Genomic DNA, 18510 nt, shown 5'->3' on the forward strand with positions numbered 1-18510 from the left:
CGGGTCAGCGTCCTGTGGGCCCTCCTGCGCGACAACCGGGTCTTCACCCCCGATCCGGCCGCGCAGACGGCTTGACTCAATCATTGAGACTCCCCATCAGGCGAGTTTGCCCAGAATCACGTAGGTCTGCTGCACCCTGACCGGCAGCATCAGCACGCTGTCGCCTGCCGCCGGGGTATACGAGGTGAGGTGCTGGTACGGGCCGGTCAGAGCGGTCGATCCGTTGATGTACGCTTTCGGGTCCCCGCTGCCGGTGTAGCCGGAGTCGATGACCCCGGGCAGGGCCGCGAGGGGGAACCCGGAGTCGATGCCAGAGGTGTGTACTTCGAGGCGGGAGAGTCGGCGCAGGATGTCCTGAAGCGTCGCCGCGAACCGCCCCTCCAGTGGGCTGGGGTATCGGGGCACGGGTGGTTCCCCCTTCGCGGGTGCTATCCGACGGTGACGCCGGAGGTCTGGAGCTGGATGCTCTCGGACTCCTTCGGGCCGGGTGGCCGGCACGACCAGCCGACGACGCGTACCTGCTGGATGAGGCCCGGAGAGCCGTCGGGCTTGGGCGGATGCAGGTCCGAGGTGGCGATCAGGGTGGTGCTGTCGCCGAGGACGATGTCCCTGAGCCGCGGATGGCCGGCGCCGCCGACGGTCACGATCGGCGCGGTCATGGCCTGCGTCTTCAGCTGCACCTCGCCGTCGGCGAAGGCGTCGATCTGGGCCTGGGAGACTACCCACGACCCTTGCCAGGAGACGGTGGACTCCATCAGCGGGTACCCGGCGGCCAGGTCCTTGGTGTCCGCGCCGTGCGGATACACGGACTGCCACTGCAGGGCGGCGCCGTTCGGCGGCGCCGTCGCCCAGACCACGTTCGAGGACTGTGATCCCGTGCGCTGGTAGCCGTAGTCCAGCGCGTTGCCCGGGTAGGTGAGGTTGTATCCGGACGTCGAGACGGGGCGGCCCATCCGCAGGTACGCGAGTCGAAGGAAAATGGCTAGGTTGCCGGAGGAGTCCAGGCCCGGGACGAACGCGTACTCCAAGTTCCCCGACGCACACATGTCCTGCCAGGCGCTGCTGATTTGCGTGAGGTCGGAGTACTGGTAGGACGCGGTCCACGGCACCCCGGCCGAGGCCGCGGCGCCCATGGGCATGACCAGGCGGGACATGCCGCCGTTCGCCGCGACGGCGGCCAGGTACGCCGGGGACCGCGTGGCGGCCGGCGACACGGAGGAGATGAAACCGGACTGCTTGGACAGGCCGTAGGAGACGAGGTCGATGAAGGCCTGGAAGAGGTCCACCTGAGCGTAGATGAGGGTGTCGGTGATCAGACGGTGGGACCACAGGGTGTCGACCGTCTGGGCGGAGATCGGGAGGGTTCCGTGGCGTCCCTGGTCGGGCCAGTCCCACACGATGCCCACCCACACCGGATAGCCGTCCTGCAGCACCCACAGGACGGCGCGGCGGCATTCGAGTGCGGTGACGAACGGGGCGTTGGCTGAGTACAGCTCGTTGAGGGTGAGGGTTCCGTTCAGGGTTCCCGAGCCGTTGAGCTGCATCCCGAACGACTGCACCGTCATGGGCAGGCTGTCGGCGAGGACCCTGCCGGAGATCAGGTCGGTTGCGACGTAGGTGTAGCTGCTCACAGCGCCTCTGGGCCGACGCGCAGGAGGGTCTTGTTGTTGGAGGTGGAGTAGATCGTTGTCGCGTAGCCGCCGCTGTTGGATGCGGTGACCTTGACCGTGTGGGTGCCCGCGGACGGGGTGTCACCGACTCCGGGGCTGGTGAAGTACGACCAGGAGCCGCCGCTCCAGGTTGTGCCGTCGGCGGGCAGCGGGGGCGTCCAGAACCCGTCGACCGCCACCGAGTCGATGTACATGACGAACGCGACTTCGAAGGCGAGTGACGCCGACCCTCGGTTGCACTGCAGGCCGGCCCATTTGAAGTAGATCTCGACGTCGGTGAAGCCGTCGGTGGTGACCGTGGTCGACAGGACCGTCTGCTCGGAGCCGTTCCAACTGAAGCCGGACGTCCGCGTCTGGATCATCGGGGTCCACGGCAGGACATGCAGTCTGGTGTCACTGCTGCCGGGGGCATTGTTGTGATACCAGGCTCCGGTGGTGGGGTCGAAAGCGACCTGTCCCCGGTAGCCGGACACGCTGCCCTTCGGCGCGACGAGGACGCCGCCGGTGGTCGTCGTGTACGTCCGGGTGTCGGAGATCATGGCGTTGGTGACGGAGGTCGCCGCCGCCGGAACCGTCAGCCTGGCCAGCGTGATCGAGTTCGCCGGGGCGGTGGGCGTCGCCGGTGAGGGGGCCGCCACGCCGGTGATGATCTGTATCGCGCCGAACGATGCCGACGTGCCGACGTCGGAAACGAACGCGACCACGATGTCGATGCGGGCGTTGCTCGGGTCCGCGGTCTGTACGGTCAGTGTTGCCTGGGAGGGCAGGGTGCTGGCATAGCCTCCTGCCGTCGGGGTGGCGGTGTTGGGAACCACGTAGGAGCCGGGCTGGACCAGGACGGCCATGCCGGTGCCCGCGGTGACACCGAGGCCGGAGCCGCCGACGACACCACCCAGCACTCTGATGGTGGTGCCGGCGGCGATGCCCTGGTCGTAGAAGTAGGCCGTGACTCCGGAGTTGCGCAGGTCATTGCCGCCGTTGGCGTCGTACGTCGCCCCGGCGAGCCACATCGGCAAGGAGGTGATCACCTGCGTGGCCATGAGGTCTCCTTACACATAGCTGTCGCGCCAGTAATAGGTGGCGGTGGCCCCCGACCCGGCTGTGCCGCCGAACGCGATCTGACTGGTGCCGGGCCCGAGCTGCCACCACGACGACCCGACGTCGGCGGGCCAGAACGTGCCCCCGGTGGAGGGGAAACCGGGCGAGGTGGACGGCGTGGTGGGGTTGACGTATGCCTGGCGGTTGAGAAAGTCGGCGACGAGCACGTCACCGGTGCTGAGGGTCAGGCCGGACCAGGACACGGTCTGGTTGGTGGCCATGTTGGTGAGGGTTGGGCCGGTTATCGGGCCGGCTACGACCGCAACCGGGGGTGACTGAAAGGACCCGCCGTTCAGCGCCACCGCGGCACCCGGCGCGGCGGCCGGCGCCAGGCCGAACGGCACCGTGAAGGGTTCCACCACGGTGCCGCCGCCCCCGGCGGGCGTCAGGCCGATCGTTAGGGACCTCTGTGCCATGGCGTACCGCCGGGGGTCCGGGGCGACCAGTCCGATCGTGAAAGTCACGTCAGCCAGCGTCGGGTACGCTTCCGTGATCTTCCCGGAGCGGCGTACCCACGCGAACTTCGGTACCGGCTCGTCGTAGCGCAGCATCGCCAGGTCACTGACCGGCACCACCTGCTGGAGAAGAGCGCGCGCCTGGTCCCGCAGGGCCTGCGTCGGGGCCGAAGCGGTGACGGTCAGGGTCAGGGTGCGGGCCGCGAAGAACTGTGGGGAGGCCCACGCGCCATGGTCGCCGGCCCTGGCGATGACACCCGCGCCCTGGACGTCGGGGCCGTCCCAGCCCTCCAGCTTCTGCCAGATCCAGGCGATGCCGTTGACGTCTATCTGCCCGAACTCGATGTCCAGACCGCCGTAGATCAGGCCGCCGGTCCAAAAGCCCACGTCGCCGGCCGGCACCGGTGGCTGGAGGCCGCCCATGACGGTGAAGTCCTCGACGCCGAGCCAGGTCGAGACACCGTAGCCGCAGGTCCAGTTGGCCACGTACACGCCCTGGGCCGTGGTGGCGGGTACGTTCCAGACACAGGAGTACTGGCCTGGACCCGTCCGCCAGACCTGGCCGGACGTCACCGTGGAGGCGCCTTGGTAGGTGTACGGCCCGGCGGTGTCCGGCACGAAGCCGACCTGCTGCCCGTAGGTGATGTCGAGTTGGACCGACGTCGGGTCTGCGAGCTTGCCTGTGGTCTCGTCGTAGAAGTTCAGGCTCAGCGTGTACGGCTGCCCTGCGATGGCCTGCGCCACCCTTCATCACCTCCGGCGGTATCGGTCACGGTCCGGCAAAGCTCACGACGGGGTGATCTAGGCGTTGCCACACTGGCCGCACCAAACCGCCACAACCCCTGGGAGGGGTTCCGTGCGTCGCGCTTTCCAGGCATTGGCCGTCGTCCTGTTGACCGCCGCGTGCGCCAGCACCACCACCGCGCACCCGGCAGCCTCACCGCCGGCCGAGGCATCAAGTCCGACCCCGTCGGCGACCACGACTCCGCCAGCGACCACGACTTCAACGCCGAGCTCGACGCCGACTTTGACGCCGAGCCCCACTGCGGTGGCAACCGGACAGCTGGAAGTGGCGATCCCCGCCGCCCGACTTCCCTACAAGCCGGCGCAGGGGGCACCCGAACTCGACGACGTCAAGGTCATGAAGACCGCCGCCGACCCGTGCGGGATCCCAGCCGACGACTCCGGCAACGAGGCCCAACTCCTCGATGCCCACGCCGACGTGAACGTGGTCATCGTGACCTTCGAGTTCACCAACCCCTGCCAGGCGCCGGTCAGCTACTCCTTCCACGTAACCCAGGCAATCGGCAGCGAGACCGGGCAGCCCGGAGGCCCCGGGGTCGATGCGACGACAGCACCCATCCAGCCCGGGAAGTCGATCTCGTTCAACGTCAACGTCAATCCCAGCGCGAAGCTGACCACTGCCCAGCTGCAGCAGCTGTGGGTGGGCGTCACCCGGATCGCCAAGACGTGACGGCAACCCGGGAGCGAGCCCACCCTGACCTCGGCGTCAGGCGCCGCTGAGGGCGAGCGCGAGACGCCGCTGCATCTCCGCCTGCTGCTCCACCGTCGGCAGCTGAGTGCCGTGATAGTGCTGCTCGACCGTGACCTGCCGGCCGGTGGAAGCTCCTCCGGGTCCCTGGGCGGCGAGGTGCCTCGCCAGGGCGACGAACGCCTGCGACTGCTCCGGCGTGAGTACCGCCTCGGGCTTGCCCAAGCCGTTGACCGGCATGGTGCCGGGCATCAGCCACCCGCCCTGGTCGTAGCCCTTGTGTGGCAGGCTGGGGTTGGCTTGCTGGACGCGGCTGATGCTGCCGTAGCGGCCCACGATGTAGCGGATCGCTGCGGCGACGTTCGCGACCGGGTCGTAGATGTCGGTGCTGGTGCCGGGCACGTGGTTCGACAGGAACGTCGACATGATCGTCTGAGCGAGGCCGCGGGACGGGTCCCCGTTCTGGGCGTTGATGTCGGTGTTGTTGATGGCTCTGGGATTCCAGCCGCTCTCGTGGGTGATGAGCGTGTTGAGTCCGGCCCGCCACTCATCCTGCGTGCCCGGCGGGGGCACGCCTGCAGCCTGCAGTGCCGCGTCGATAATGGTCAGGTGGTCGCCGGTGGGGATCGGGCCGCCACCGCCGCCACTGCCTCCTCCCGATGCGGGGTGCGAGCCGAGGATCGCCTGCACCATGGTGTGGATCAGCGACGTCGGAATACCGAGCATCAACTTGGCATAGTTGCCGCTGGCGCCCTGGGTTCCGACGAGCTTGGCCAAGGCGTTGGTCAGGGCGTCGCCGTTACCCGTGGCGAGCGCCGCGGTGATCTTCCCAATGTCGACGGCCTTGTCGATCAGGTCGCCGACGTCGCCGACGAATCCCTTGATGCTGCCGACGATTCCGCCGCCTGAGAAGTGGTTGCCGACGGACTGTCGGCCACCGCCGTAGGTCGCGTTCAAAGCGCGTACCGCGTCCGGACCGATCGCCCGCACAGCCTCCGGCACCAGCACACCCTCGCCGGGCGAGAGCATCGCCGGCACGGTGTCCTGACCGGGGGCGTAGCCCGGGACGATGCCGCCGGTGGCGAAACCCGTGATGATCGGCAGGTCCAGGCTGTGCATGCCGATCGCGCCGGTGACGGCGTTCCAGAGCTTGGCGATGCCGCCGTCGTAGACGGTGTTGACCATGAAACTCACGGGCGCCTTGAAGACGTCCCCGAGAGTGCCCCAGAGCTTCTTGAAGCCGTTGACGAACGCGTCGGCGCCGTCGTGGATGCCGTTCCACAGTGGCTCGAAGACGCCGTGCCACAGCCACGACGCCTTCTGCTCGACCCAGTCGACCGCCTCGCGCCAGTGCGACACGAAGTTGAGGACCGCCGCGACCACCTCGACGATCGCGCCGATCACGGGGCCGGTCAGCTTGGCGGCGAAGTCGACGAGGACTCCGGCGATCCTGAGCACCAGGCTGACGAGCGGCAGCAGCGACTCGATCAGCCTAGCGGTGACTGGCAGCAGTGGCAGGATCGCCTGCAGGGTCTGGAGCAGACCGACCTGCAGGTCTTTCGCCAGGAACTGCGCGAGCTGCAACACGACCGGCAGCAGCGCCTGGAGCAGCGGTGTCAGATCCTGACCGATCTGACCGATGATCTGCCCGATGACCGGCAGCAGCGGGGAGAACGCCTGAACGACGCCAGTGATCGCCTGGGCGATCGGCAGCAGCAGCGGCCCAAGGGCAGCGAAGATCGGGCTCAGCCCCTGACCAAGCGCGCCAGTCAGCGTCGTCACCGCAGGCAGGAGGGCCGCGAGCGCGGGCGCAAGCGCCTGCGCGGCCTGGCCGACGACCGTGCCCAGCAGCGAGCCGATCGGCGCCAAGGCCTGTCCGAGGGTGGACAGTCCGGACGACAGCGACCCAACGAACGGGGACACGGCCCGTACTACTGCCGTGAGGCCACTGGCGATACCGGAAATCGCGCCGCCAAGGCCGTCAGTCGCGCCCTTCTGCGCGCCGAGCTTCGCCAGCGCCCCGACGAGACCGCCGATCGCAGGGATCACGGTCTGCGCCAACTTGAGACCGTTGTTGATCAGCCCCTGGAGGACGTCCTGCCCGGCCGCCGACTGCAGCGCCTTGCCGATGGAGCCAAACACCTGCCCAATGACCGTGCCCATAGCCGACACGCCCGCGGTGAGCGAGGGCATCGACTGGGACAGGCCAGTGACGAACTGCGCGAGCCCCGGGGCGACGGCGTTCTGCGCGGCCTCCTTCATGCGGGTGAACGCGCCGCTCATCCCGAGGATCTGCTCCACCACGGCGCGCATCGCCGGGGTCATCCGCGACAGGTCCTTGGCGAGCTGGTTGGCGGCCTCGTTCTCCGTGGCCTTCATCGCGGCCCACTGGAGCTGCTGCTCCTGGACCACGTTGCTGACGTTGCGCTCTGCCAGGGCGACGCTTCGGGCATCCATCTGCCGCTGGTAGGCGGCTTCCTGCTCGGCCGCCGTCAGCTGCATCTGCGCTTCCCTGATCTGGGAAGCATTGTTGAGCTGCGTGTTCGTCAAGCTCTGCTGCGCGATGGCGTACTGGGCCTGGGCGTCAGTCTGCCCGTACTGGGCCGCGACTACGGCCTGCTTCGCCTTGATGATCTCCTGAGAGCCGTCGATGCCTTCCTGGTTGGCCAAGTTGGCCTTGTACTGGGAGGCGGTCAGCTGGTCCTGGGCGTCCACGAGCCGCTGCTGGGCCTGGGCGACAGCCAGCGCGGCCTGCTGCCGGTCCAGCTGCGTCGAGTACGCGTTCTGATCGGTCAGCTTCTGCTGGTACAGAGCCTGCTGAATGCCGAGCTGGGCTTCCTGCACGCTCAGCTTGCTGTCGGCGAGCTGGTCGTCCAGCTCCCGCAGGTTCTCCCGCGCCCGCTCCCACGCCTGGTTGAGGTTGTACTGCGCCTCGGACAGCGCGTAGTTGGCCTGCTGGACGCCCTGCTCGGCCTGCACCACCGACTGGAGAGCCTGCACCTGCTGGGCGGCGGTGCTGCGCTCCACCGACGCCAGGTTCATCTGGGCCGACTCGATCGACCGGGCTGAGGTGATCGCATCCTGTGCCTGCTGCATGCGGGCGGTGGTGACCTGCTCCTGCGCGCCCTGCCGCTGCACAGAGTTCGAGAACTGGATCGCCGCGGTCTGCTGGGGCAGCATGCCGATGTTCAGGGCTGCCTGGTGGGCGTCTCCCAGAGCCTTGGCGACAGGGCCGAGCGAGAGCGCGCCTGCGCCCGCAAGCAGGCCGCCGCCCGTCGCGGCGCCGCCGATACTGGGCAGGAGGCTGGTGATGCCCCCGACGATCCCCAGCGGCATCTTGTACTCGGACAGGCCTCCGAGGCCGCCTTCACCGCCGGAGCCGCCGACGCGCGGCTTGGCGGACTCCCCGTTCAGCTTCCTGAGTCGGGCCTCAGCCCGGTCGACCTTCGCGTTGAACTCGCCGTCGTCCAGGTTGACCCTGGCCTTGGCCTCCTTGGAGTCGAGCTCGGCCAACTTCGCCAACAGACGGTCCAAGTCCGCCATGGCGCGCGTCAGACCCGCGCCCGCCTGGACACGGATCTGCGCGTCCCGGGTCTGCAGCTCGTCCAGGCGCGCCCGCAGGATCTCCAGCCGGCTCTGCGCTTTCGCAATGTCGGCGGTGACTTTCGGGGTCGCCTCTTTGCTGCTCAGCTCCTCCAGCTTCGCCGTCACCGCGTCGATCTGGGCCTGAGCGGACGCCATCTGCGGGGTGACCGCAGGCCGGGCGATGACCGAGTTCAGCCGGTCGATCTTCGCCTCGATCGCCTCGACCTTGGCCTGCGCGTCGGAGATGTCCGCGCGCACCCGCGGCGACGGGTCGGTAGAAGACAGCGACTCCAGGCGCTCCCGGATCTCCCCGATCTTCGCGCTGGCCTCGCCGTCCTCCAGCCGCACGCTCGGACGGGCCGTGCGGGCGCCGAGCTCATCGACCGTGGCCCGCGCCCGTTCGGCGCCGGCGTCGAGCTCGCCGGTGTCGAGCTGGACCCGGACCCGGGCATGAGCCCCAGCGGTGGCCTCCTCCAGCTTGGCCTGCAGCTCCTCGCGGAACCCGTCGACGTCCGGGGACACCGTCACAAAGGCGCTGGCAATGCGAAAGCCCTCGGGCACGACTCACCCCCCGGGCGATCCGTAGCTGAAGAGACTGGCGAATGCCGGGTCGGCCGCGAGCGCGGTGCGGGTGCCGGGGTTGATCTCCTCGTAGCGGCCCGGCGCCATCCGCGGCGCGCCCGCGGCCCCGACGTCATCCTGCCGGGCGGCAGTGACCCAGGCCCGCATCACGCCCTCATACGCGGGCATCCGCCACGCGAGCCGCAGAAAGGTCGGGCCGTCGAGGACGGTGACGTCGGGAACGCGGTGGAAGACGTTGAAGTCACTGGCCAGGTCATCGAGATGATCCAGCACCCAGCCGACCTGGACCACCCGGTCCACTACGCTTTTGGGAGCTCCAGAGCGCCCATGGTCTGCCGGGTGGCGATGTCAGTGATGTGCTGGAACTGCTCCGGGGTGAGCTGGTCATACTCGCGCAGCGCCCGGTAGCCCTCCTCGCCGAGGAGACTGCCGAGGAGAAAGTCCGCGGCGACGGCGTCCCCCTGGTCCTTGGCGAGGTGCATGTACTGCAGGGCGATGTTCATGCGCGGCCGGGCCGGGATCGTGTACTCGACGTCGTCGATGTAGAACAGCGGCACCCGCTGTTCGTCCACCTGCGGTGTCGTCGTGAGACGCAGCACCTCGATGGCGGGCTCGGCGGGGGCCGACGGCGCGGAGGGCGGGAGCGACCCTCTGGACGGCTTCTTGCTCGCGGTCACCTTAGCGGCCACAGGGTCCTCTCCTCGCAACGGGGAACGTCAGGGACTTGCTCACGCCGTCTGGTCGACGATGTGCACGGGCGGGATGCTGCTGCTCACGTAGTACGCGGAGAACGTGCAGTCATACGCCTGTTGGGTCTTCTTGTCGTAGGCGAGCTGCGCCTTCACCTGCGACAGCACCTTGCGGACGATGACCCGGCGCAGCGCAGGCTGGCCGCTGGAGAGCATCGGCGCCCAGCCGTCGATGATCAGGGCCGCGTAGCTGGGCTGGGTGGACGCCGAGGTGACGGGTATGTCCAGCGTCGAGTAGCCGGAGTTCGTCGCCAGGGTGCCGATGTTGTTCAGCGCCGTCTGCAGGTTGGCGAGCGTCATCTCGGCCAACTTGGCCGTGACCTGCATCTTCATGGCGGTCAGGCGGGCGCCGACGTCCATGGTGATCTGGTCGACCGTCAGCGCGGTGTAGGTGTTGTCGACCTCCCAGGTGACGCCGCCGTCGGTGCCGCCGACATCGGTCCAGGGGGCGCCGGGCGGCGTGGTGGGGCCGTTGGGGGTGACGGCGGAGTCGAGGGGCTCGGTGCTGCCGAAGGCGGCGACGTACAGGCGGGCCGGTCCGAGAACCAGGTTGGCGGCATTCACTGCCAAAGGGATCATCCCCTACGTGATGGGTGCGGGCATGAGAAAGGCCCGCACGAAGCGGGCCGGAAACCGGGCGGTGGAACGTGGATCAGAAGACGCCGGCGTTCTGAACCAGAGCGACACCGGTGACGCTCGCCGGGGTGCCGAAGTCGACGTAGATCAGGCCGCCGGGCTGGTTCTCGTCCGTGGGGAACGGTCCGACGATGCTGGTCGCGTTCGTGGCGAGGGAAGCCGTGATCGGGGAGACCGACTGGCCTTCGATGGTGGTCCCGATGTTGACGATGACGGTGCTGCTGCCCGCGGTGGTGTTGCTGGACTGCGGGGCGAGGCCAGTGTTCGTGGGCGGGGCGGTCAGCGTCAGGTTGGTGCCGATCGCGGTCGGGGACCCGGCGGTCTGCTGGCGGGTGTAGCTGGCACCGCCGGCCTGGGTGATATAGGCGTACCAGCCGGTGGCGTTGCCCGCGGCGGCCGGGGAGGTGACCGTGATGGTGGAGGTCGAACCGGTGGTCGTGACGCTGGCGGAGGCGGAGGCGACGGTCTCGCCGGCCGCGTTGGTGTAGGAGACCTCGACCTGGTAGGTGCCGGCGGCGACGGTGCCGCCGGTAGTGGCGGTGGACACGCTGGGCGCGGCAGGCGCGGTCAGCTGGCCGAGCTGGACGTGCAGCACCTCGCGGCCGGTGTTGGTGAAGGACACCCCGGTGTTGGCGCCGAGCGTCGTGGCGCCCAGCAGCGAGGTGAGGTTGAGCGGCGATGCGGAGCCGGTCTTCGGCTGGGTGGTCGCGGTCAGGCTGAGGCGGGTCATGCGACGACGTCCTTCGGCTTGGGCGCCTGCTTGGCGGGTGCGGGATCGACGTTGGGCTGCGGGATGGGCTCCTCGACCAGGAGGCCCTGCGCACGGAGCACCTGCACCTCGTCGTCAGGGACCTCGACGGGCGCGGGGAAGAAGGTTGTGCGGACCAGAGGCATGACGTCCTCGCTCAGTAGAAACGGTCGTTGACAGTCACCCAGGACAGCGCCAGGTCCGCCTGGTACCGGGCGTAGTCGCCTTGGTCGTCGTAGAGACGGCGAAAGGCGGTGGCCAGGTATGCGCTCTGCACGGCCGCCGTTGGGTAGGCGACCCCATTGGCCGTGATCTGCAGGGGCCGGGCGATGGTTCGCCGGTCCCAGGTTGCCCGGCGGATGGCGCCGGCCAGGGCCGCGGCCTGGTTCCATGGTGGCTTGTTGCTGCCGGGGATGGTGGCCCAGCAGTCGATCTGCATCACCGGCCGGTTGACGGGCAGCTGCGGGTCGGGTCCGCCGCCGACGACGGCGACGGTGACGAACCCTGTGGCGACCCAAGAGGCCACGGACCCATCCGCGTTGACATCAGGCGGCAGGGCCGTGCCGACCATGGCCGGGGTGAATCCGGGAATGGTGGCGATCCACTGCGCGCAGATGAGTTCGTCGGTGCCGTCCAGCGGAAGAGCGGGGGAGGTCACCTTGGGCCCCCGTTATTCGCCGCGCTGCTGGAGCAATGCCGGGCGCAGGAACGGCTGCGGCCGGGTGCCGGGGTGGTGGACTTCCCGGACCGGATGGGCGGCACCTTCCCAGAACAGGGCCTGCTTCCCGTCGGGCCGGATGACGTGCGGCCCGGTGCCGAGCTCGACGTAGGCGGCGTAAGTTCGGCCGTTGGCGCCCCCGGTCGCCGAGACGACCAGGTCCGGGCCCTCCAGATGGTGCTCGATGCTGGCGGCGAGCGCCCCGGTGTCCTCGGGGCAGTAGCGGGCGGCGTCGGCGGCGATGGCGGGGCCGAGCTTCTCGCTGAACAGCCGTGCCACGGCGGCGGCGACCTCGTCCTCCCAAGCACCGTCGGTCTCTACGTGGGTCACAGGCACTTCCTCAGTCGGAGCCGGTGGTGACGCCGGAACGCATGCGCAACGTCAAGGTTTTCGGCGGCGGGTAGTAACCGATGCCGGGCTGCTCCTGAATGTTCTCGATCATGAAGTAGCGGCCGGTGGTCTCATCGCGGATAGTGTCCGTGGTCCGCACGTCGGCCCAGTTCGGCAGGACGCAGGTGATGGAGCGGATGATCTGCTGGCGCTGGGTCGCCGCATCGAACACGACCTGCTCGGTCTCCGCCAGGGCAGCAGGGACGCTGGTGTAGGTGGGCACGCCCACGTCGGTCGCATCGCCGTACGCGTTGACGGTGGTGCCGCGCATGATGGTGATGGTGCGGTTCCAGAAGCGCAGGACTCCGGTCGCTCCAGTCGCTCCGCCACCGCCGAAGCTGGGCCGCCGGCGGGCCATCAGGCGATCCGCCGGTAGTCGTCGAGCAGCATCTCGACCTCTGTGGCCAGCGCCCCGGTCCCGCCAGCCAGTTGCCCGGACAGGGACTGCGTAGCGATGGCGTCGATCCCCTCCAGCGCCTCGACCGTCGCGGCCAGCACTGCGGCGTGGATGACGTTCGCGGGAAGAGCCGACACGACCGCGCCCACCGGATGGGCTTGGGCGAGGGGCTGCGCAAGCTGGACCATGCCGGGCCCCGTCTGCACCGTGGTCGTCGTGTTCGGCAGGATCGTCGGCGTGGTAGCGGCGGCGCTGCTCACAGCGATTGACTCCGTGGCGGCCCCGTCGTAGCAGAACCCGGCCAAACCGTGGGCGCCGCCCCAGCCGGTCACGTCATCCACGCTGATCGTCAGTGCTCCGGCTGCCGCCGGAGCCGTGAGGCTGGCGTGCGGCCACCCTGACGAGTACGACGACTGCACCTGCCAACCGCCGCGGCCCTGGCGCCAGTCGATCCAGCCCTGGGCCACATCGATGACACTGCCGCCGGACGGCCCCGTCGCGGGAGTCGGCCCGGCGAAGGCCACCGGCGTGCGGAGGCGGAACTGGCCTGTGGGAACCGGCGACCAGGCTGCGGGGAACGTGCGCGCTGGCGACACGAGTACCGCCCACACGTCGGACAGGTGCCGATGCCTGGCGATCAGCGTGCCCAGGTGGGTGTGCCGGTCCACGGCGACCCGCTGCCCGCCTGGACCGGTGTTCGTCTCCGTGACGACCACTGATCGCAGTGGCTGGCGGCAGTAGGAGTCCACGACGGAGGTGGCGCTCCAGCACACCTGCTGGAGCTGGGCAACCTGCGACGGCGTGTCCGCGGTCAGCGTCGGGATGACCTTCCAGCTGATCCCGGCCGGCTGCGCCAGCAGCATCCCAGGCGTGATGTAGGGCGTGGCCATTGCAGGGTCACCCCCAGGGTCGGATCGACGCGGCGAAATGGAGGGGCGGTCGCTCTACTCAGCCGAGGGCGATTCGGCCCGGGTGGTAGCGGTCTTGCGGCCACGGGTGGCCTTCGCCGGAGCGGCATCCTCATCGCCACTGGCGCCTTCCTGCCTTGCGACGCTCACGGCCTGCGCGGCCTGCACCAGCTGCTGCACCGCATCGAGCAGCGTTGCCGGGTCTTTGCGGCGCTCCATCTCCTCCACGACGAGGCGCTGCTGACGTTCCACGTCGGTCTCCCATGCCGGGAAGCTCCGCAGTTCCTCGGCCAGTTCCTCGGGCAGGTCGAAGCCGCCGTGGACCGGGTCGGCCTCGATGCGGCCGTGGCGGGGGTCGTCGAGCGCGGTTGCGCCCGTACGCGAGTAGAGGCGCATGCCTGCTCTCCTTGAGGGTGAGGGAACGGGTCCGAGGGCCGGCCCCGAGTAGGTCAGCGGCCGAACAGGCTGAAACTGACGCCGGTGAACGTTGGGCTGCCAGTCCCGGTGATGGTCCACCGGATCCGACCGCTGTAGGTCAGGTTGTAGCCGGTCGAGATGTTGCCTGCGACCGTGCCGGCGAAGTTGAGAACAGCACCGGAGATCGCGGTCGCATTCGAGGTGAGGACCTAGTTCCCGAACGCGTCGCGAACGTCGACGGCCAGGCCGGGGGAGGTGCCGGTCGGAGCATTGGTGACGTTGACGACCAGGAGGCCGTTCGACACTGACGACACGTCGATCAGGCCGCCGGTAGCCCCGTTGACCTGATTGGTGATGTTCGCGGTGACGGTATCCGAGTTGCTGCTCAGCGTGAGCCCGTCGGCGCGGAACAGCTCCTGCGTGGCGGTGAAGTTGGGGTATGGGACACCCGCGCGTGCCGGGGGCATCGGACCTCCTGGTCGTCAAGGGTGGGGCCGGGAGCAGTCGGATCCCGGCCCCTGTGGTCGCTGCTATGCGGCTGGCGGCCACGCGCCACGGCGGGTGTCAGGCCACGTTCTGCAGAGTCGCCATCGCCACGGGCGCTCGGTTGATGAAACTGCCGACAGATCGAATCTCGAACTCGCGCCTCGGGCCGCCACCCTGGGTGTTGGCGATGCGGGAGATGCCGTAGTCGAACTGGGCGGTGTCGCGCAGGGCCCGGTACTCCAGCACGGAGCTGATGTTGGCCTGCGGGAACGGGACGCGGTCGGTGCGGGCGATGATGGTGCCCGGCGGGAGGGAGGTGTGGACCTCGATCGGCACGGTGACGCCGCCCGCGGGGGCGTTGACGATCTCGCCGACCCGGCCGCCGGCGGTGACGGAGACGCGGCCGGAGGCGTCGGTGTTGAGGTAGGTCGTCGCCGACGACGAGCCGAGGATGAGGTTGGCGATTTCCTGCGCTTGGCTCGCGTTGACCATGATCGCGGTCGGGGAGCACTTGACCTGCTGCCACAGCGGCAGGAACAGCAGGTTCTCGATCTCGGTGATCGACCCGCCGGTGAGGGTGAGTGACGCCCCGTTCAGCGAGTTGTTGATCGACGGGTTCGGCGTGCCCGTTCCGGGCTGGGACCACTGGCCGGCGCCGTTGTAGTCGCCTGCGAGGGAGGCGAGGAAGCCGTCGTACTCGGCGGGCGCGGCGGAGCCGTTGTCGGCGGCGGCGTTGTACGTCGGCGAGGCGTTGGCGGTGCCCTGCCAGGAGGTGGACAGGTCGGGGGCCGCGGTGAGCGCGGGCAGCGCCTGGTTGGACGCGATCACCTTGGTCATGGTGACCGTGTTGACCGTGGTGGTCGTGTAGTAGTACCAGGTGGTGCCGTTGCTGGACTGGAACCAGTCGTAGGCGACCGCGCCGCGCACCGATCCGACGGTCGCGGAAACGGTGTTGGTGCTGCCGGCGCCGGTGGCGATGCTCGCAGAGTTGCCCTGGCTGTTGCCGTTGCCGTAGTAGTAGCCGGTTCCGGTACGGGCGGCGACGCCGATGTACACGGTGGTGGTCGCCGCGATGGTGCCGCCGGTGGTCGACGTGGTGAGAGTGGGCGCGGCGGGCCGGGCGAGCGGGAACGACTGGCCGCCCATGAGCTGCCGGTCGTCGCCGATGAGGACCTGGTTGAGGACCTGGAAGGTGGCGATGGCGAACGGGTCGCCGTAGCCGTGCGCCAGATCGTAGGCGTCCTGCGTGACGAGACCGGCGAAGCCGGTCGGCTTGTAGCGGGCCTGGAAATCCTGCTCCTGGAAGGCGACTTCGTTGGCCGCGTAGTCGAAGCCCATGGCCGGGCTCGGCTGGCTGTTGGTGAGGTTCATGATGGCGCGCCACACGGCGTACGGGTTGCCGTTAGGGCTCATCACGCGGGCAACGATGTCGCGGAACGGGGTGACGACCGGGATGAGGGAGACGAGCTCGGACAGGTCGTAGGACCAGATGCCGGTGTTGTTGAGGATGCCGCTGGTCTGCGCCTTGCTGATGGCGGCCAGCGTGTCCTCGGTGACGTTGGCGAGCGGTGCGCTCAAGGGGTGCCTCCTGGGCATGCGAAAGCCCCCGGGGCGCTTGGCGCTCGTCCGGGGGCTGCGGGGTCTGTGGGTGCGGGCGGGGCTACCGCTGGTGGATCGCCTGGAGCGCGGCGATGGCGGCGGTCTGCATGTCGGTGGCGGCCTGGTTCTGCTCGATGGCGGTACCTCGGTAGAGGACGCCCTTGAGCTCGCGGGCCTTGGCGACGTCGACGGCCGCGGGGGCGCCGTGGTCCTGGCCGCGCAGGTGCTCGGCAGGTGGGATCGCTCCGTTGGTGAACACCCTCGGCGCGGCGGGCTGCTCCTCCAGCACCCCGACGCGGCCCTTGAGCGTCTCGACGAGGCCCGCCAGCTCCAGGACGGCATCGCCGGTCTTGGCGATCCGCTCTTCCTGGGCGGCGCTGTGCTTCGTCACGACGTCTTCGACCGCAGCCAGGAGGCTGCTCTTGAACATTTCCGAGAGGGTGGTGCCGTCCTCGACGGTCTTGGTGACTGTCTCGTCGTCGGACGGTGCGTTGGCGGGGGTGCCGGCCTCGGCCGCGGGCTGCGGTTCGAGGTCGGGCGTGTTGTCGTCGGCGGCCGGGGCGACGGTGTCGTCGTTGCCGTCGTCGGTGTCGATGTCGTCGGGTTCGGCCTCGGCGTTGGCGACCGGGGTGACGTCGGCGGGGTCGACGATGCCGATGAGACGGCCCTTTTGGTCGTAGACGACGACCACGGCAGGCTTCTCGCCGTCGGCCTTGGCCAGCTGCTCCTCGACGGTCGCGACGGGAGCCGATTCGGCGGCCTTCTCGACCTGGGCGGTGCCCATCGCGGGCTCCTGGCCGGCCGCCGCAGTGCGGTCCTCGGACGGGGTGGGCGTGGGCATGTTGAGCTCCTCGTGGGCGGTCTTCACGACCGGGGCTTCGGGCAGCGACGCGAGGACCTTCTGCAGGTGCTCGGCAGCGGTGCGGATCGCGGCCTCGTTTGCGGCGGAGAGGACACGGCCAGCCTTCGCGATCTGGCCAAGGGCTTCGACGGTGTCGAGCGCGGTCGGGTCGAAGTCGTCGAGGGCCTTGCCGACTTGGGCCATGGCCTCGCCGCAGAGCTCGGCCTCCGCCTGCTCGCCGACGGCGAAGGACGCGAGGGTGTCGATGACGTAGTCCAGGGCGCACTGCGCGTCCTGCAGGTCCCACGCATCTTCGGCGTCGTCCGGGTCGGTGCTCGCCGCTTCGAGGAGCTCACGCTCGGCCATCACCGACAGCGCGTTCTTCAACCGGACCGCGATCGAAGTCCACTTCTGGGCGGTGGCGGCGTCGATCGCCTCCCACGCCGGAGAGCCAGGGGTGTTGGGGTCGCCGGGCGCGTCGTCATCGGGGGCGGCGAGGACCATCGTGGGATCGAGGCCGTCTTCGCTGTCGTCGAGGTCGGCGCCGATCCCAGCGTCCTTGGCGACATCGCCGCGGTGGCGTGCGCGCTGAGCGGCTTCGTGCATGAGCTTGGCGATGGCCCCGGGGCTGCCGGTCATGGTCACGGTCTCCTCCTGGGGCGTGGGCTCGGGTGCGGACTTGCCGATCAGCTCCCGCACGAAGCCGGGGTCCATCAGACCCCTGTCGGCGTGCTTGGCGATGATGAAGCGGGTGCCGTTGGCGGCCTTGTCCACCAGGTCCACTCGCGGGATATGGGCATCCACGAGCTGGGTGAACTCGTCGTCAGGTCTGGTCATCAGCTACTCCGGTTGGGGATGCGGCGCGCTGACCCCTGCGGCGACCAGCCGGTGACGCGCCCGGATTTGTAGAGCTGCCAGGCGGGCTCGTCGAGGATCGCCCCGACGAGCCAGTCCCCGGCCTTGACGACCAGGCCATCGCCGAGGTCCCAGTCGGGCCCCCGGTAGATGTACGACTCCACGACCGTGGCCGCACCGGTCGTGCCGTCGGCGTGGAACAGTCCGACCTCGGCGCCCGCGGGGAGGTAGCCCCATGCGGCCTTCTCCAGCTCTGCCGGGGTGAAGTAGTCGCGGCCGCCGTCGGCGCCGCGCTGGATGCGGGGGTCCGGGCCTGCCTGGTAGGCGACACCCAGGACATAGCGCTGCTCGGGCACAAGCACCTCCTAAGCGGGGAGGACGGCGCATCGGCACCGGGGGTGGGCGGGCGGTCCGGAGTCCCCGCTGGGGTAGGGGTGGCCGATCGGGACAGAGCCGGCGGCGGCGTTGGTGTCGCACACCGGGCAGACGTGGTCGTCGGGTTCGGTCTGCCACCGGCCGAGCGCGACGCCGGTGCGCCGGTAGCCGTCGGCCGCGCCGGCGGTGACGGCACGGGTGGCTTCGGTGATGGCGCTCGCGTAGGCGCGGTCGGGGTCGGTCATCGCCGCATGCATCGCAGCGCCGGTGGTGCGCGGCGCATGTCCGGCCGCGACGCCCGTGGCGAGGGCCTTGGCCGCATCCTTGATACGGGACGCGACCAGTGCTGCTGCAGCGGTTGCGGCCCCGGCGGTCAGCACCGCGAGGGCCGGCACGGTGCCGTGGTCGTCAATGCGGGTCTGGGCCGCAGCCCGATCGCCGGGCTGCCAGCCGTCGAGGACGGCGGACTCGCCTCCGGTGACTGCTGCTGCGGACGCCGTGCCGACGAG

21 protein-coding genes are annotated in these 18510 nt (G+C 69.5%); 1 reads left to right on the forward strand and 20 read right to left on the reverse strand.

Annotation, left to right across the window (positions count from 1 at the left end):
• Window positions 1-96: 96 nt before the first annotated feature.
• From ACZ3UD_RS32740 to ACZ3UD_RS32755, 4 genes are read right to left on the reverse strand one after another with little or no spacing between them, the layout of a single operon-like run.
• Entirely contained in the window at window positions 97-405 is a 309-nt protein-coding gene (locus ACZ3UD_RS32740) for a hypothetical protein (RefSeq protein ID WP_465595967.1), read from the reverse strand.
• 23 nt (window positions 406-428) lie between these two features.
• Window positions 429-1631, reverse strand: a complete 1203-nt coding sequence (locus tag ACZ3UD_RS32745; RefSeq protein WP_465595970.1) for a nucleoside phosphorylase-I family protein — start codon at window positions 1629-1631, stop codon at window positions 429-431.
• Window positions 1628-2710: a hypothetical protein gene (locus ACZ3UD_RS32750; RefSeq protein WP_465595973.1), complete on the reverse strand. Its 1083-nt coding sequence runs from the start codon at window positions 2708-2710 to the stop codon at window positions 1628-1630. Before ACZ3UD_RS32750 ends, ACZ3UD_RS32745 begins: the two co-directional genes overlap by 4 nt.
• A 9-nt stretch (window positions 2711-2719) precedes the next feature.
• Window positions 2720-3967 carry a phage tail family protein gene (locus ACZ3UD_RS32755; protein WP_465595976.1) on the reverse strand — a complete coding sequence of 416 codons (1248 nt, stop codon included), beginning with the start codon at window positions 3965-3967 and terminating at the stop codon, window positions 2720-2722.
• A 304-nt stretch (window positions 3968-4271) separates the two neighbouring features.
• Between ACZ3UD_RS32755 and ACZ3UD_RS32760 the strand changes: the two genes are divergently transcribed.
• A complete protein-coding gene (locus ACZ3UD_RS32760) occupies window positions 4272-4697 on the forward strand; it encodes a hypothetical protein (protein ID WP_465595979.1) in 426 nt (141 codons plus the stop codon).
• Window positions 4698-4733: 36 nt separating this feature from the next.
• On the opposite strand, the gene ACZ3UD_RS32765 is transcribed toward ACZ3UD_RS32760, so the two are convergent.
• From ACZ3UD_RS32765 to ACZ3UD_RS32840, 16 genes are all read right to left on the reverse strand, one after another.
• Window positions 4734-8861, reverse strand: coding sequence for a hypothetical protein (locus ACZ3UD_RS32765; protein WP_465595982.1), 4128 nt, complete (start codon window positions 8859-8861; stop codon window positions 4734-4736).
• Between the two features lie 3 nt (window positions 8862-8864).
• Entirely contained in the window at window positions 8865-9182 is a 318-nt protein-coding gene (locus ACZ3UD_RS32770) for a hypothetical protein (protein WP_465595985.1), read from the reverse strand.
• Window positions 9182-9571, reverse strand: coding sequence for a hypothetical protein (locus ACZ3UD_RS32775; protein ID WP_465595988.1), 390 nt, complete (start codon window positions 9569-9571; stop codon window positions 9182-9184). The genes ACZ3UD_RS32770 and ACZ3UD_RS32775 overlap by 1 nt, the downstream gene beginning before the upstream one ends.
• A 39-nt stretch (window positions 9572-9610) precedes the next feature.
• Complete coding sequence (locus ACZ3UD_RS32780; protein ID WP_465595991.1) at window positions 9611-10195, reverse strand: hypothetical protein; 585 nt, start codon at window positions 10193-10195, stop codon at window positions 9611-9613.
• Between the two features lie 88 nt (window positions 10196-10283).
• Window positions 10284-10997, reverse strand: coding sequence for a hypothetical protein (locus ACZ3UD_RS32785; protein WP_465595994.1), 714 nt, complete (start codon window positions 10995-10997; stop codon window positions 10284-10286).
• Window positions 10994-11161, reverse strand: coding sequence for a hypothetical protein (locus ACZ3UD_RS32790; protein ID WP_465595997.1), 168 nt, complete (start codon window positions 11159-11161; stop codon window positions 10994-10996). The genes ACZ3UD_RS32785 and ACZ3UD_RS32790 overlap by 4 nt, the downstream gene beginning before the upstream one ends.
• A gap of 11 nt (window positions 11162-11172) precedes the next feature.
• Entirely contained in the window at window positions 11173-11673 is a 501-nt protein-coding gene (locus ACZ3UD_RS32795) for a hypothetical protein (RefSeq protein ID WP_465596000.1), read from the reverse strand.
• A gap of 12 nt (window positions 11674-11685) precedes the next feature.
• Entirely contained in the window at window positions 11686-12063 is a 378-nt protein-coding gene (locus ACZ3UD_RS32800) for an HK97 gp10 family phage protein (RefSeq protein ID WP_465596003.1), read from the reverse strand.
• Window positions 12064-12073: 10 nt separating this feature from the next.
• Window positions 12074-12394, reverse strand: coding sequence for a hypothetical protein (locus ACZ3UD_RS32805; protein ID WP_465596006.1), 321 nt, complete (start codon window positions 12392-12394; stop codon window positions 12074-12076).
• Between the two features lie 86 nt (window positions 12395-12480).
• Window positions 12481-13410, reverse strand: a complete 930-nt coding sequence (locus ACZ3UD_RS32810) for a hypothetical protein (RefSeq protein WP_465596009.1) — start codon at window positions 13408-13410, stop codon at window positions 12481-12483.
• A gap of 54 nt (window positions 13411-13464) precedes the next feature.
• Window positions 13465-13824 (reverse strand): hypothetical protein, encoded by a 360-nt coding sequence (locus ACZ3UD_RS32815; protein WP_465596012.1) that lies wholly within the window; start codon window positions 13822-13824, stop codon window positions 13465-13467.
• A 230-nt stretch (window positions 13825-14054) separates the two neighbouring features.
• Complete coding sequence (locus ACZ3UD_RS32820) at window positions 14055-14312, reverse strand: hypothetical protein (RefSeq protein WP_465596015.1); 258 nt, start codon at window positions 14310-14312, stop codon at window positions 14055-14057.
• Between the two features lie 97 nt (window positions 14313-14409).
• Window positions 14410-15909: a hypothetical protein gene (locus ACZ3UD_RS32825; protein WP_465596018.1), complete on the reverse strand. Its 1500-nt coding sequence runs from the start codon at window positions 15907-15909 to the stop codon at window positions 14410-14412.
• Between the two features lie 82 nt (window positions 15910-15991).
• Entirely contained in the window at window positions 15992-17608 is a 1617-nt protein-coding gene (locus ACZ3UD_RS32830) for a hypothetical protein (protein WP_465596021.1), read from the reverse strand.
• Entirely contained in the window at window positions 17608-17982 is a 375-nt protein-coding gene (locus ACZ3UD_RS32835; RefSeq protein ID WP_465596024.1) for an XkdF-like putative serine protease domain-containing protein, read from the reverse strand. Before ACZ3UD_RS32835 ends, ACZ3UD_RS32830 begins: the two co-directional genes overlap by 1 nt.
• A 9-nt stretch (window positions 17983-17991) precedes the next feature.
• Window positions 17992-18396 carry a phage minor head protein gene (locus ACZ3UD_RS32840; RefSeq protein ID WP_465596027.1) on the reverse strand — a complete coding sequence of 135 codons (405 nt, stop codon included), beginning with the start codon at window positions 18394-18396 and terminating at the stop codon, window positions 17992-17994.
• Between the last annotated feature and the right edge of the window lie 114 nt (window positions 18397-18510).

The sequence above is a fragment of the Kitasatospora sp. NPDC023118 genome (genome assembly GCF_055560875.1).